The organism is Rhizobium sp. Rhizsp42 (assembly GCF_047304155.1).
Classification (GTDB): Bacteria; Pseudomonadota; Alphaproteobacteria; order Rhizobiales; family Rhizobiaceae; genus Rhizobium.
This window is the reverse complement of sequence record NZ_JBGLYS010000015.1, coordinates 46,179-59,070: the sequence shown is the minus strand read 5'-3', so window position 1 is coordinate 59,070 and position 12,892 is coordinate 46,179. Positions and strand designations below refer to the sequence as shown.

Below are 12,892 nucleotides of genomic sequence, written 5' to 3'. Positions count from 1 at the left end.
CACGCACGAGACCGCCATGGCCGCGATCGAAGCCGAGGCCGAGGCGCGACGAAGAAAGACCGAAAAGCTTCGGGCGGCGCGGGAGGCCTCGACGCCACCACGCTGACGCTAGATTAGTCCCGCGCGGCAAGGCTGACCGGCGGACGCCGAAGAGGCGCGACAGACAGCGTACGTTAGGTTGCGGCTTTTAGGTTCGTACCGCCTCGGCGCGTGAAACCGATGGCCTGTATCTTGGAATGGGGACCTTGGAGGAGTTTGGTGTTCGAGGGATTCGCGCTTGATTTCATTGATGTTGGCCCCGGCAAGCTGAGGGTGCGTCACGGCGGCTCGGGGCCACCCGTTATCCTGCTTCACGGCCATCCTCGAACGCACATGACGTGGGGGCAGGTCGCCGATATGCTTGCCCCGAATTTCACGGTTATCTGCCCGGACCTTCGAGGCTTCGGACAATCGTTCTTGCCCGAGGATGCCGACGACCACGTCAATTCGGCCAAACGCGCGAAGGCGAATGATTGCGTGGCGCTGATGCGGAGCCTAGGCCACGAACGCTTTTCCGCCGTCGGCCATGACCGCGGTAGCTACGTGGCGTTTCGCTTGGCGATGGATCACGGGGATGCACTCGAAAATGTCGTGGTGATCGACGGTGTTCCCATTATCGAACACCTGGAGCGGACGGACTGGCGCTTTGCTCGAGATTGGTATCACTGGTTCTTCTTCGCGCAACCCGACAAACCGGAAAGAGCTATCAGCGTCGACCCGCTGGCTTGGTACGGCAAACTGTCGCCGAGCTTGATGGGCGAGGACGCTTACCAGGACATCGTCGCGGCGGTATCCGACCCGCGTGTCATCCATGGCATGATCGAGGATTACCGAGCCGGGCTTACCGTGGACAGACGCGATGAGATGGACGCCCGTGCATCCGGCCGGAAGATAAACTGTCCCTTGCTATGTCTCTGGTCGACGAAGGACGACTTGGTCGACACCGTCGGTGATCCATTGGAGATCTGGCGAAGATGGGCGAAAAACGTCCAAGGTTTCGGGATCGAGAGTGGGCACCACGTCGCTGAGGAAAATCCAGTTGATCTGGCGGCCGCGATATCCCGGTTTATCGGATGAGCCGAAAACACGTCCCGGACCCTCGAGCGGGATTGTCCACGTCAGCGGCGCCCGTGCGGGCACGACGGTGTCGGGCCGACCCAAGACCGCACGTGAATACCTTGGGGCGGGCGGAACCATCCTCGCCGACGCAAATTCTAGGTGTGTCCCATTACGAAAAGTGTCCGCTCATGGCTTCCGCCAACCAGTTCGATATTCAAGATCCCCTTACTCAGTATCCGCGCCCCGAGTTTGCGAAGCAGCCACAGCCCGTTCCGGGCCTCGCCAAAAAGATGCTGCCCGTCCCCGACCACGGTGAGCGGAGCTATAAGGGTCTTGGCCGCCTGAAGGGCCGAAAGGCACTCATCACGGGCGGCGATTCCGGTATAGGTCGCGCCGCGGCCATTGCCTATGCGCGCGAAGGGGCCGACGTCGTCATCAACTATCTTCCCGAGGAACAGTCGGACGCCGATGATGTCGTTAAACTGATCGAGGCCGAGGGTCGAAAGGCCGTGGCCATTCCCGGTGATCTGAAAAGCGAGGAATTTTGCAAGGAGCTGGTATCAACGGCGCATCGCGAACTCGGCGGCCTCGATCTGATTGCAAACGTCGCCGGACGCCAGAAGGCGATCGACAGCATCGAGGATTTGACCACGGAGCAATTCGACGACACGTTCAAGACCAACGTCTACGCGCTCTTTTGGATTTGCAAGGCCGCCTTGCCGTTGTTGCCGGCCGGCGCGACGATCATCAACACCGCGTCGATCCAGGCCTATCATCCGTCGGAAACGCTCCTTGACTATGCGCCGACCAAATCCGCCATCGTGGCGTTTTCCAAGGCGCTCTCCAAACAGGTCTTGCCAAACGGCATCCGGGTCAACGTGGTCGCCCCAGGACCTTTCTGGACGCCTCTTCAGAGGTCGGGTGGCCAGACCCAGGACGTGATTGAGAAGTTCGGAAGCGAAGTCCCGATGAAGAGGCCCGGACAGCCAGCCGAATGCGCGCCGATCTACGTCTTCCTCGCCTCGCAGGAATCGAGCTACATCACCGGCGAGGTGTTCGGCGTGACAGGCGGCAACACGCTGGCCTGATGCTGACATCCCTGACCCCTCGACGAACCGGCGACTTTCTCCCGCTGGAGCACTACGCCGCCATTGGAGACGGCCGCTCGGTCGCGCTCGTTGGAGCGGATGGATCCATCGACTGGTGGTGCGCTCCCGACATGGACTCACCGCCTCTCTTCAACAGACTGCATCACGCGTCCGGGGGCAGGTTCTCGATCACGCCAACGGAGCCTTTCCGCATCGAGCGGCGCTACCGTGAAAGCAGCAACGTGTTGGAGACGGTTTTTGTCACCAGGACCGGCTCGGCGCGTGTCACGGAATCGCTGAACAGCGGCGTGGCCGGGCGTCTGCCCTGGTGCGAGTTGGCGCGTCGGGTGGAAGGCCTTTCTGGTCATGTCGACCTCGAAGTACGTCTTGAACCGGTCCGCGCCGCCGGGCCAGCGCGCCGCGTCAATCATCCGAATGCCGACATTCGCTATATTGGCGATCTCGTGACCACATTCCGCCACGATCCGGAACTCGAGATCATCGTGGACGAGGATGCACGCACCATCGCTCGATGGACGGCGCGCGCTGGCCAACGGACGTGCCTTGCGCTTCTTGTGTCGGATAGAGCACCGCTGGCTATCCCAGCCCTATCGGACGTTGACGCCCGTATCGATTCAAGTGACCGGGAATGGCGTCGGTGGGCGGGCCAGCTCACCTATGACGGGCCTTTCGCCGATGACCTGAGGCGATGCGCCTTGTCCTTGAAGTTCCTCGTGTTCTCGAAGACGGGAGCGATCGCCGCGGCCGCGACCTCGGGACTACCCGAGCGAATTGGCGGCGACAAGAATTATGATTATCGCTACGCCTGGGTCAGGGACGCCGCCTATACCATCAAGGCATTGCTGCGCGCCGGCTCTCTCGATGAACCGATAGCCGCGTTCGGCTGGCTCGTCCGGACCCTTGGCAACGACGGGCCCCGGCCCCAGGTCGTCTACACCTTGGATGGAGCCGAAGTCCCCGACGAGAGGATCATCGATGTTCCAGGCTACAAGGGCTCTCGCCCTGTCAGGACGGGCAACCGTGCCAAGGAGCAGGTTCAACTGAGCTGTTATGGCGATATCCTCGAAACCGCCTCGCTATTCGCCAGGATGGGGCATGTCATCGATCCCGATGCCGCCAGGCTGCTGACCAAGCTCGCCGATCAATGCATGGAACGATGGAAAGTCAAGGATTCCGGCATCTGGGAGCTAGAGGACGAGCAGCATACACCTTCTCCAAGATCGGCTGTTGATTGGCCCTGTCAAAGGCCGCGCAGCTCGCTCAAGACGGTCACATCGCCGGAGACGCGGACAAGTGGAAGCGCGAGAGTGAACGCGTGAAGGCTTGGGTGGACGAGAATTGCTGGTCGGAAAGACTGCAGGCGTATACATGCCACGCGGGATCCGAAACGCTTGACGCCTCGCTCTTGCTCACCACTCGGTTTGGCTTCGAGCATGACGGAAGACTTTTTAAGACCCTTGTTGCGATCGAGCGCGATCTTGCCGTGGGTCCCTTGGTGTACCGCTTTACCGGCGCCGACAGGCAAGAGGGCGCCTTCGTCGCGTGTTCTTGCTGGCTGGTGGAGGCGTACGCGTTCCTGGGCAAGGTGGACCACGCCGAGGCCTTGCTGAAAACCCTCTTGGAGAAGCTCGGGAATAATTTCGGCATCCTCACGGAGGAGATCGATCCGGTGACCGGCGAGGGATTGGGCAATCTTCCGCAGGGGCTGAGCCATCTTGCCCTGCTTCACGCGATATTCTCGATCCAGGAAAACCGATGATCGGTCTCCTGGGGGCGACCAGGACGCCGTCCCCAAGACAAAGGTTTGAAACCAGTCAAGGTCCCTCGGTTTTTCGAACCTTTCTCCTGGCCGGTTCCCGGCCGGTGGTGATCTCCACGACTGGCGCCGGGGATGAAGTCGCCTGTCGATCAGCTGGAGGATCGCGACGCTTGACCTCATCCTCGCGGTCATCCTCGTCGATCAGTTCCTGGAAGGTTTCGTGCGTGTCCTCGCCGGCAAGCTCGTCGGCGGCTTGAAGCCAGTGTCGCAAGTCCGCGCCCTCTGGCTGTCCCTCGTCAATCCAGATTTGATAGGCGCGCGTCCTGATTTGCTCTTGCAGATCCTGTCCCATGAATGCTTCCCTTGGCTAGGCTAAATTTTCGCGCGGCGACGGGCTAAACATCGCCACGAGGCAGTTTTCCGGACGCGTCCTTCATTCCTTCCTTCGTGTCCTTGGCGACATCGGTGTCATCCTCCACCGATTTGCCTCGCCCGGCTCCGCCTTGATGCCCGCCAGCCTGCGGCACGGGTTCTTGCTCGCGCGATGGAGTTCGGTCCGAAAAATTCTTGTCGCGTTCCATTGTCTTCTCCATGCTTGCGCCGCTTTCGCGGCTATCCGGCCTTTCGGCCCTTGAGTTCAGCGTTAACGCTCTTTCGAAGCGCGTCCATGATGTTGACGACATTGGACGCTGGCGACGAGGCTGCCTTGCCCTTCGTTGCCTTACTGGGCTTCAGGAGTTTCTTCTTTTCGGCGATGAGCTTCAGCAAGGCCTCCTGTACGGGATCGCTCACCATGTCGGGCGACCATTTGGCCGATTTCTTCTTGATCAGCTGCTGGACCAACGGAATAAGGTCGGGGTCCGCTTCCTCGTCAATGTCCTCGAAATAGCCTTCCTCGGGGCGAACCTCGTCACCGAAACGCAGTGTCCAAAGAACAATCCCCTGGTCGCGGGGTTCCAGGACGACGGCGCGTTCTCGCCGGCCGATGACAAGTCTCGAGACGCCGAGGACCTTGTCCGCCTTCATGGCGTCACGAATGACCGCGAAGGCCTCGTTGCCCACGGCGTCGTTTGGCATCAGGTAGTGCGGCTTTTCCAGATAGATCCATTCGATGCTGTTGGCCGGCACGAACTTCTCGATATCGATGGTCTTGACGGTGTCGAGCGCGACAGCGTCAAGGTCATCGTCCGTCAGGATAACATAGTCGTTCTCGCCACGGGCATACCCCTTGGCCTCGTGTTCGTCCTTGACCGGTTTTCCGGTGACGGAATCGACATATTGTGAAACAACCCGATTACCCGTCTCCCTGTTGAGGGTATGAAAGCGAACCTTCTCGCTCTCGCTCGTCGCTGGCGTCATCGCGACCGGACAGGTGACCAGTGAAAGCTTGAGATAGCCCTTCCAATAGTACTTCTGAGCCATGATGGATGTCCTCAACTAGCCTTTCGATGGGAAGCGGATTTCGCCGCCCCGGCGTTTGACGCCGATCCGCGCGTGGCGCGCTGACGACCCGCGCCAGCATTGGCATTGGCATTGGCGGCCGTGCGTTTGGGCTTGTCCGCCGCCGCCTTCAACAGACCGGCGCTCTGGCGAAGTGCGGCGAGCAGGTCGTTTGGCTTGGAGACCGCGACCTTTTTCGGTTTTGGAAGCGATCGTCCCTCGAGCTTGGCCTTGACGAGCTCGGCCAGCGCCGCTTCGTAGCGGTCCTCGAACGCCGCCGGATCAAACGTGCCCTTCTTCGTGCCAATAATGTGTTTCGCAAGGTCAAGCATCTCGCCCTCGACCTTGATCCTGGGCATCTCCTCGAACGCCTTTTTGGAGGACCTGACCTCGTAATCGTAATTCATCGTCGTCGCGATCAACCCACGACCATGGGGCCGGATGAGGACGGTTCGCATCCGTCGAAAGAGGATCGTCCTCGCGATCGCCGCGACCTTGGACTTCTTCATGCCGTCGCGCAGCGCCGCGAAGCCTTCTCCGCCCATCTTGTCGGGGGTCAGATAATAGGGCTTGTCGAAATAGACGTCGTCGACGTCGGAGCAGGGGATGAAGGCCTCGATTTCCAGCGTCTTGTTGCTTTCGGGAATGGTCGCCGCCACCTCCTCCGGGTCGATGACTATGTATTGGCCATTTTCGATCTCGAAGCCCTTGGTCTGTTGTTCCTTGTCCACGAGCTCCTCGGTCTCGCTGTCGATGAAGACGCGATTGACCCGGTTTCCCGACGCCTTGTTGATCGTGTTGAACGTGATGCGGTCGGACGTGGAGGCCGCGGTGTAGAGGGCCACACCGAACGACACCTCTCCGAACTTGATGAAACCCTTCCACTGGGCACGGTGGCCAGCTGCCATGACGCATACTCCGAATCACCTGATTGGCGACTCAAGCATTGAGCGCGTGATTCGTTCCCTGCCGAAGCGAATCATTTTCAACGGGTTATCCCGGCTTTTGAAGAAGATGATTCAGGTCGAGACGTTCACCGTCGGTTGGGGCGCGAGTGGGGACCAGGTTGGCGACGATGCATCCATTTGCCCGTTCCAACGTTGAGCTGAAATGGCAAATGAGAGGAGGCTTACCATGAACGAGCTGGCTGGGAAATTGCGGCTCAAGCTGGAGCAGCTGGTCGACGAGTTCGTCGTCACGGGCGTCGAGGCACCCGAGGTGCTATCGATGGTCGAGGCTGAAATCGCAAATATGAAGGCGCATTACGATCGCGACCCTGATCCCGTCGACGACCCAGATGTACCGGAAGAACCATCCAATGACTGGCCGGCCGCTTCCTGAGGCGGGCGCCATGCGGTCAGCCATGGACACGGTCTCCGGCTTCTCCCCGGGGATCGCTGCTCGCGACGAGGCTCGCTTCCGTTTTTCTCGGAAAAAAGCCCCGCTTGCTGGGCGGGGCAAAACAAACCCATGAGTTCGAAGCGGCTCGGAAAGCCAGCTTCATGTTCACCTGAAAGTCGTCAATTTTCAACATTGATCCGTGCGCGCTAGCGTACCAAAGATCGATGTCGGCCATCCCTCGGCCTTGTGGCATGGTGGTAGGCAGACAGAGCCCGGTCATGGGCCATGTCCCGCCGCGATAAATCGGCCATGACTTGATGACGAACTCCGCCAATCCTTCAGTTGCGCTCGCGGTGGAACGTCCCTGAGCTTCAACGCGGCGCGTCCACCCAAGCTTGGATCTCCGTTGAGGCGGTCCCGAGTGGCTCGGAGCCGCGCGTGGCGAGGATCGTGAAGGCGCCACGCTTCACAATCGCTTCGCGCGGCAGCCAGCCAAACCGCTGCCATGGCTCGGGTGACAACGACAACTAATGTTGCCGCCATACGCCCAACGGGCAGGAGGTTCTCCCGGCCAATATAGGACCTTCGTCCGATGGCCGTCGGCCCATGTCGCTTTAGATTACCGCCAGCACCAGACGAAAGGAGATCCAATGCTGTGGTGGCTGATGATGGGTTATCTCGCGGTGACCTTGACGACAATGATCTGTCTACTTCTCATGGTCGCGCGCCACGTCTTGAACCTGAGGAAATCGAACCCTCGGGACGTCACGATCGCCGAGCAAGAGCATCGTGATGCGAAATCGATGACGCCAAACAGGTAACGCTTGGGCACACGGTTCACGCGATTGTATCTCTGCTCCATGTAAGCGGTGGTGGTGTAGGGAGCCAGGATCTCTTTCGCAGCTCGCCGGGTGAAGTCCGTAATGCTCTGAATGAACGTGGGATGCCGCACTAGGCGGAAGCCCAAGTTGTCTGGGGGGCGCCCACCGAGCATCCTCCACCTTTGGGATTGCGAACGAACGTGCCCAGACTTTGGTCTGTGGTCTATCGCGTTCCGTGCGCTAGATAGAGCATTACTCACCGGAAGCTGTGGAGCTTCGCTTCTAAAGGAACTACAGCACTTTCATGATACAAGAATCCGATCCCACCGTCGAACAGCGTTATCGCCTACTCATCGAGGCGATCACTGACTACGCAATCTACATGCTGGATCCCGCTGGAAACATCACCAGCTGGAATCCCGGCGCGGAGCGGCTGAAGGGGTACACGGAGAAGGAAATCATCGGGCGACATTTCTCGACCTTCTACTCAGAGGAGGATCGCAACAGTGGTCTTCCTGCGGAAGCGCTCAGGATCGCTCAAGAAGATGGTCGTTTCGAGCGCGAAGGGTGGCGCTTGCGAAAGGACGGATCGCGTTTCTGGGCTAACGTCATCGTTGACCCCATCAGGGACTCGGCGGGCGACCTCATCGGCTTTGCCAAGATCACGCGCGATATAAGCGAAAAGCGGGCGGCCCAAGAGGCGATCTTCCAAGCCCAGAAGATGGAGGCGGTCGGGCAACTGACAGGCGGTCTCGCGCACGACTTCAACAATCTACTGACGGCAATTTTAGGGAGCCTGGAGATTGCCAAGAAGCGGTCGGTCAATCCGGACGTTGCAGAGCTAATCGAGAACGCAATGCAGGGTGCGCGACGCGGTGCAACTCTGACGCAACGGCTTCTCGCGTTCGCGCGGCGCCAAGAGCTTAAGATCGAATCCGTACGCATTCCTGACCTTATCGGTGGGATGGAAGACCTCATGCGTCGAACGATCGGGCCTGAGATTGTCATCGATACTACCTTCCCGTCCGATCTGCCGCTCGTCCTCACGGACACCAATCAGTTGGAGAACGCGCTCCTGAACCTGGTTGTAAATGCCCGGGATTCCATGTCCAGCGGTGGTCAAATCACCATCTCCGCCGAGCGACGGAATGTGACCGATGAGAAAGTTGTTTCGCTTGCGGCAGGCAGTTATGTCTGTCTTGCGGTTGCCGACCAAGGGGAAGGGATGGACGCCGAGACGCTTGCAAGTGCCAGCCAGCCGTTCTTCACAACGAAGGGGGTCGGAAAGGGGACAGGGCTGGGCCTCGCGATGGTGCAGGGCCTGATGGCTCAGTCCGGAGGAAAGCTCGTTCTCAAGTCCACACCAGGCGTTGGCACGACAGCCGAGCTTTGGCTTCCGGTGTCTGTTGAAACGTCGACGCAACCCGCTTCCACGCCTGAGACAGCTTTTGATCCTCCCCCCGCCGCCATGACGGTGCTGGTTGTTGATGACGATGCGCTTGTGCTGATGAACACTGTTCTCCTGCTTGAAGATCTCGGCATGGAGACCATTCAGGCGTCTTCCGCCGAGGAAGCTTTGGCGTCATTGGCGAGTGGTCAGCTCCCGGCCGTGGTGATTACCGATCATGCTATGCCGCAGATAACCGGGGCTCAGCTCTGTCAGCGAATCAGAGAGCGGCATCCGACCCTTCCGCTGGTCCTAGCCACGGGTTACGCCGAACTTCCTGAAGGAACCCAGCTGCTGAGCGACGTTGTGAGACTATCGAAGCCGTTCACCCAAGCACAGTTGTCGCGGGCGCTATCGGAAGCTTGCCAGGCCGGACGTTGCTTCTGATAAGGTTCCTGGTGCGTCCCGGCCGACCGAGTGCGCCCGAGCCAGCGCGGAACCGGACGGCTTGGAGACCCGGACTAAAGTCCAGCTTCCGAACGCGCCAATTGTGGTAGCCTACAAACTCTCGTGGGGAGGGAGCGATGAGTTTGGCCACGGAAATCCTTGATTCGTGCCTTGTTTTGTCCCGTCTTGATCAACGAAGCCGTCATGGCCTGATCGAGCGCATTCTCCAACAGCTTCAGGCATATCACTCCACGGCGCTTCACGGCGTGCCTCCTGACAAACACTTCTGGATTGATACGCTCATCGCTTGGGTCAGCGGTTCCACCGTCGAGATTGCGTCGATGCAGACCCCGGAGCTGCTTGAGATCCTGGTCGAGTTCGCGGAACTGATAGCCGTTCTTGACGGGATCAGCGCCTCTCGGATCGCGCCACCCAGGTTCCACTAACTCTCGGATTCTCGTCATCGTCACTTGTCTTGATCGCGAGGTCGTGTAAGGCTTGGGTATCCGCCGGGATCAAAATTGCTGATAGGATGACGCTCAGAAACGCCGCCCGCGCAATTTTCTTCCTCGAAGCTTTTGGATGGCGATCCTTGACGGACTGGATCAGGAGCTTCGGTTTCAAGCCTGGAACCGCAAGCTCTCTGATCGTGCTGGCGATTTTTTCAATCTCACGGAGTTTTTTGTCTCGCATCGGCCCCCCGGTTCAGAGTTCACACGCCAAGATCATCGTTCCATGACGAGAATCGAATGGGGAGGATCAGTGCAAGCCCATTGGATCTGCACGCCGAAGAAGAAGGTTCGCGTTTGCAACAACAGCTTGTCGCAAACGGGATGGCGATCGGCGCGGGACCAGTCGGACTAGACTGTCTTTTAAGTTCGCTGCAGGGCCGGGGGAAGCACATCGCGGAGAACGACGGTCAATAAAACGGAGCCATGGTCGTCGGCGACGTCCACCCCTAAAGGAATACGGCTTGATCGGGCCGCTATACTGTTTGCCACGAGATCTAGCAGGGCCTCCACGGCCTCCTTGCGAGCATCTTCGAGGGATGGCCATTCCGACCCGTCCGGATCAGGGAGCACGCAGTCCTGATGTCGGACGTTGAAGTAGTATCGGGACATTGGCGACTCCCTGCGTCCGATCTAACCATGGGGGCTTGGGAAAGTTCCCTCGGTGTTCCTCCGTAGTGCACCGTTCGCAACTGGATCGCGCCTCAGGCTCTCGGCATCCCCGTAAAAACTTCCGGCGAACGCTTCGAGGCGCTGTCGGTCCCGCATCTCGATATTCACCCTAGTGGAGCGCACTAACCCTTCGCCTTCGAGTATGTGCAGGGCATTAGTCACACCTGGTCGCCGAACGCCGAGTATAGCGGCAAGATAGTCTTGAGTGATGTGTATGTCCTGGCCACCGATCCGATCCTGGCACATGAGAAGCCATCGCGCGAGACGCTGTTCGATGTGGCCGCGCGCATTGGAAAGAGCGGTGCCCGCCATTTGCCAGACAAGAGCCTGATGGAAATGGCGACAGCAGGCTTCCAATTGCCGACAGGACTTCATTATCTGCATGAAATCATCCGCGTCGATCCGCCACGCGGTTCCAGAAATCTGGATGATCGTCTTCGTCAGCGCCTGCCGCACGCCATTCAGAACCGGGCAGCCTACGCATCCTTCATACCCCACCATGCCGACCTCGACGCTCTTGTATTGTTCGGACTCGATGGAGATCGAGGCGAGGCCTTCCTCCATGAACCAGACGCTTTCGATGTCCTTTCTCGGCGCCTCGATGATCCGCCCCTGGCCTAACGGCACTCTCTCCATGAGCGGCTCCAGAGCGATCAGCTCACGGCGTGGAAGCGACGAAAGGATTGCGTTTCGTATCTGTGTGGACATGGCCGACCTCCTCGGTCGCGAGAACGCATTTCCCCGGCCCAAGGTTTCGCGGGCACCAATATTTTTCATCCGTTGGAGTTCTCTTTCCGAAGCGGCTTGGACACCGTAAGTTCGGACTCGTTCAAGGCAGAGCTTCAGGAGAATGTGGCCCCGCCACATGTCCTCAAGTCGCCACGAGCTCCCGTGAAGGTGGATGCTTTCTAGCGGTGCCAAGTCCTTTCAAAATCCGCCAGTCTGTGCGAAATTCGGGATCTGAAATGAGGCCATCGTCTCGTTACCCGATAATGGCACTGATGACTACCAGCCCGAAACAAGGACGCCGCTTGCCAATCTCACGCGGGCGACATCCGCTATCTCGCGTGCGCGCAACATCGACGAAATCGTAGCGACCATCCGCGCCAGCGCACGCTCCCTAATAGGATGCGAGGGAATCGCAGTGATCCGCCTTGAGGGCGACCGCTGTCATTACGTTGAGGAGGACGCGATCGCCCCTCTCTGGAAAGGGCAGAAATTTCCTGCGGTGGCCTTCATCTCTGGCTGGTCGATGATCAACAGGCAAACCGTCGTCGTCCCCGACGTCCGTCGCGATGATAGGATTCCGTACGAGCTCTACGCAGGCACCTTCGTGCGAGCTGTTGCAATGGCCCCAATCCGCAAGGAAGTTGTCGGCGCTATAAGCGCCTACTGGTCGCGGCCATACCAACCGACACAGTGGGAAGTCGAAACGCTCGAGGCACTCACAGAGGCCGCACTCACCGCGGTCGAACACATCAGGTTCTCTACGATGCCGAAGCAAGAGGGAGGCCGCGAGACGCCGCGGGGAGACTTTCAAGCCGACATTGACACTGTCGCGGGGATCGCAGCCGTTCCCACCATGCTGGATGTCGCGCTCAGAAGGACGGGGATGGGATTTGCTGCCATCGCTCGCGTCACCGAGAACCGCTGGATCACCTGCAGTGCGCTAGACAATGTCGGCTTTGGCTTGAAGCCCGGCGACGAACTCCCCGTCGAAAGCACGCTCTGCGACGAGATTCGAGACCACCGCCAGCCGATCGTATTCGACGATGCCGCTGCCGACCATCGATACAGGGATCACCACACCCCCCGCATCTATGGGCTGCGGAGCTACATCTCCATGCCGATTATCCGGGCCGACGGGACCTTCTGGGGAACCCTGTGCGCCATTGATCCGAAACCCGCAAAAGTCGACAATCCGCAGGTAATAGGCACGTTCCGGCTTTTCGCGGAACTGATCGCGCATCGTCTGGATGCCAGCGACCGATTGAGTGCCACGCAGGCATCGCTCGAACGGGAGCGCGAGCTGTCGGAACTTCGCGAACAGTTCATCGCCGTCCTTGGCCACGATCTGCGAAATCCGGTGGCGGCGATCGATGCGGGAACTAGTAGGCTTTTGAAGGAAGGATGGACCGACCGCACTCCGCTCATTCTTAATCTGATGAAAGCAAGCATCTCGCGAATGAGCGGTCTCGTTGACAACATCATGGATCTAGCGCGGGCGCGCCTCGGCGGCGGCATATCGCTGGATCTGCAGGAGACCAATCTGGTCGAGACGCTGTAGATCGTTGTTGAGGAAATTCGTG

15 protein-coding genes and 1 pseudogene are annotated in these 12,892 nt (G+C 59.4%); 9 read left to right on the top strand and 7 right to left on the bottom strand.

Annotation, left to right across the window (positions count from 1 at the left end; genetic code table 11):
• The first annotated feature begins 258 nt into the window (after positions 1-258).
• From ACCD05_RS16055 to ACCD05_RS16040, 4 genes are all read left to right on the top strand, one after another.
• Entirely contained in the window at positions 259-1,116 is an 858-nt protein-coding gene (locus tag ACCD05_RS16055; protein ID WP_413393903.1) for an alpha/beta fold hydrolase, read from the top strand.
• 170 nt (positions 1,117-1,286) lie between these two features.
• Positions 1,287-2,186: an SDR family oxidoreductase gene (locus ACCD05_RS16050; protein WP_413393900.1), complete on the top strand. Its 900-nt coding sequence runs from the start codon at positions 1,287-1,289 to the stop codon at positions 2,184-2,186.
• The gene (locus tag ACCD05_RS16045) at positions 2,186-3,526 is read left to right on the top strand and encodes a glycoside hydrolase family 15 protein (RefSeq protein ID WP_413393897.1); all 1,341 of its coding nucleotides are present in this window, start codon (positions 2,186-2,188) and stop codon (positions 3,524-3,526) included. Before ACCD05_RS16050 ends, ACCD05_RS16045 begins: the two co-directional genes overlap by 1 nt.
• Positions 3,439-3,966: a glycoside hydrolase family 15 protein gene (locus tag ACCD05_RS16040; protein ID WP_413393894.1), complete on the top strand. Its 528-nt coding sequence runs from the start codon at positions 3,439-3,441 to the stop codon at positions 3,964-3,966. The genes ACCD05_RS16045 and ACCD05_RS16040 overlap by 88 nt, the downstream gene beginning before the upstream one ends.
• Before the next feature lie 55 nt (positions 3,967-4,021).
• Here ACCD05_RS16040 and ACCD05_RS16035 read toward each other — a convergent pair whose 3' ends face one another.
• From ACCD05_RS16035 to ACCD05_RS16020, 4 genes are read right to left on the bottom strand one after another with little or no spacing between them, the layout of a single operon-like run.
• Entirely contained in the window at positions 4,022-4,318 is a 297-nt protein-coding gene (locus ACCD05_RS16035; RefSeq protein ID WP_113178046.1) for a DUF2934 domain-containing protein, read from the bottom strand.
• 43 nt (positions 4,319-4,361) lie between these two features.
• The gene (locus ACCD05_RS16030) at positions 4,362-4,547 is read right to left on the bottom strand and encodes a hypothetical protein (protein ID WP_413393892.1); all 186 of its coding nucleotides are present in this window, start codon (positions 4,545-4,547) and stop codon (positions 4,362-4,364) included.
• 31 nt (positions 4,548-4,578) lie between these two features.
• Positions 4,579-5,388 (bottom strand): Ku protein, encoded by an 810-nt coding sequence (locus ACCD05_RS16025; RefSeq protein WP_413393891.1) that lies wholly within the window; start codon positions 5,386-5,388, stop codon positions 4,579-4,581.
• An 11-nt stretch (positions 5,389-5,399) separates the two neighbouring features.
• Entirely contained in the window at positions 5,400-6,314 is a 915-nt protein-coding gene (locus tag ACCD05_RS16020) for a Ku protein (protein WP_413393889.1), read from the bottom strand.
• Here ACCD05_RS16020 and ACCD05_RS16015 point away from each other — a divergent pair.
• Positions 6,313-6,510, top strand: coding sequence for a hypothetical protein (locus tag ACCD05_RS16015; RefSeq protein WP_112950055.1), 198 nt, complete (start codon positions 6,313-6,315; stop codon positions 6,508-6,510). The genes ACCD05_RS16020 and ACCD05_RS16015 overlap by 2 nt on opposite strands.
• 30 nt (positions 6,511-6,540) lie before the next feature.
• Entirely contained in the window at positions 6,541-6,747 is a 207-nt protein-coding gene (locus ACCD05_RS16010) for a hypothetical protein (protein WP_112436803.1), read from the top strand.
• Positions 6,748-7,693: 946 nt separating this feature from the next.
• Here ACCD05_RS16010 and ACCD05_RS16005 read toward each other — a convergent pair.
• Positions 7,694-7,779, bottom strand: a pseudogene (locus ACCD05_RS16005) (formylglycine-generating enzyme family protein); the annotation flags it as partial.
• A 93-nt stretch (positions 7,780-7,872) separates the two neighbouring features.
• On the opposite strand from ACCD05_RS16005, the gene ACCD05_RS16000 reads away from it, so the two are divergent.
• Positions 7,873-9,402: a PAS domain S-box protein gene (locus ACCD05_RS16000; RefSeq protein ID WP_413393886.1), complete on the top strand. Its 1,530-nt coding sequence runs from the start codon at positions 7,873-7,875 to the stop codon at positions 9,400-9,402.
• A 137-nt stretch (positions 9,403-9,539) separates the two neighbouring features.
• Entirely contained in the window at positions 9,540-9,848 is a 309-nt protein-coding gene (locus tag ACCD05_RS15995; RefSeq protein ID WP_413393885.1) for a hypothetical protein, read from the top strand.
• A gap of 426 nt (positions 9,849-10,274) precedes the next feature.
• Here the strand turns inward: ACCD05_RS15995 and ACCD05_RS15990 are convergent, their stop codons facing one another.
• Both ACCD05_RS15990 and ACCD05_RS15985 read right to left on the bottom strand, forming a co-directional pair.
• The gene (locus ACCD05_RS15990; protein WP_162718171.1) at positions 10,275-10,523 is read right to left on the bottom strand and encodes a DUF6894 family protein; all 249 of its coding nucleotides are present in this window, start codon (positions 10,521-10,523) and stop codon (positions 10,275-10,277) included.
• Positions 10,524-10,544: 21 nt separating this feature from the next.
• Positions 10,545-11,291 (bottom strand): Crp/Fnr family transcriptional regulator, encoded by a 747-nt coding sequence (locus tag ACCD05_RS15985; RefSeq protein ID WP_413393883.1) that lies wholly within the window; start codon positions 11,289-11,291, stop codon positions 10,545-10,547.
• Positions 11,292-11,556: 265 nt separating this feature from the next.
• On the opposite strand from ACCD05_RS15985, the gene ACCD05_RS15980 reads away from it, so the two are divergent.
• Positions 11,557-12,870, top strand: a complete 1,314-nt coding sequence (locus tag ACCD05_RS15980) for a GAF domain-containing protein (protein WP_413394006.1) — start codon at positions 11,557-11,559, stop codon at positions 12,868-12,870.
• Positions 12,871-12,892: the final 22 nt, after the last annotated feature.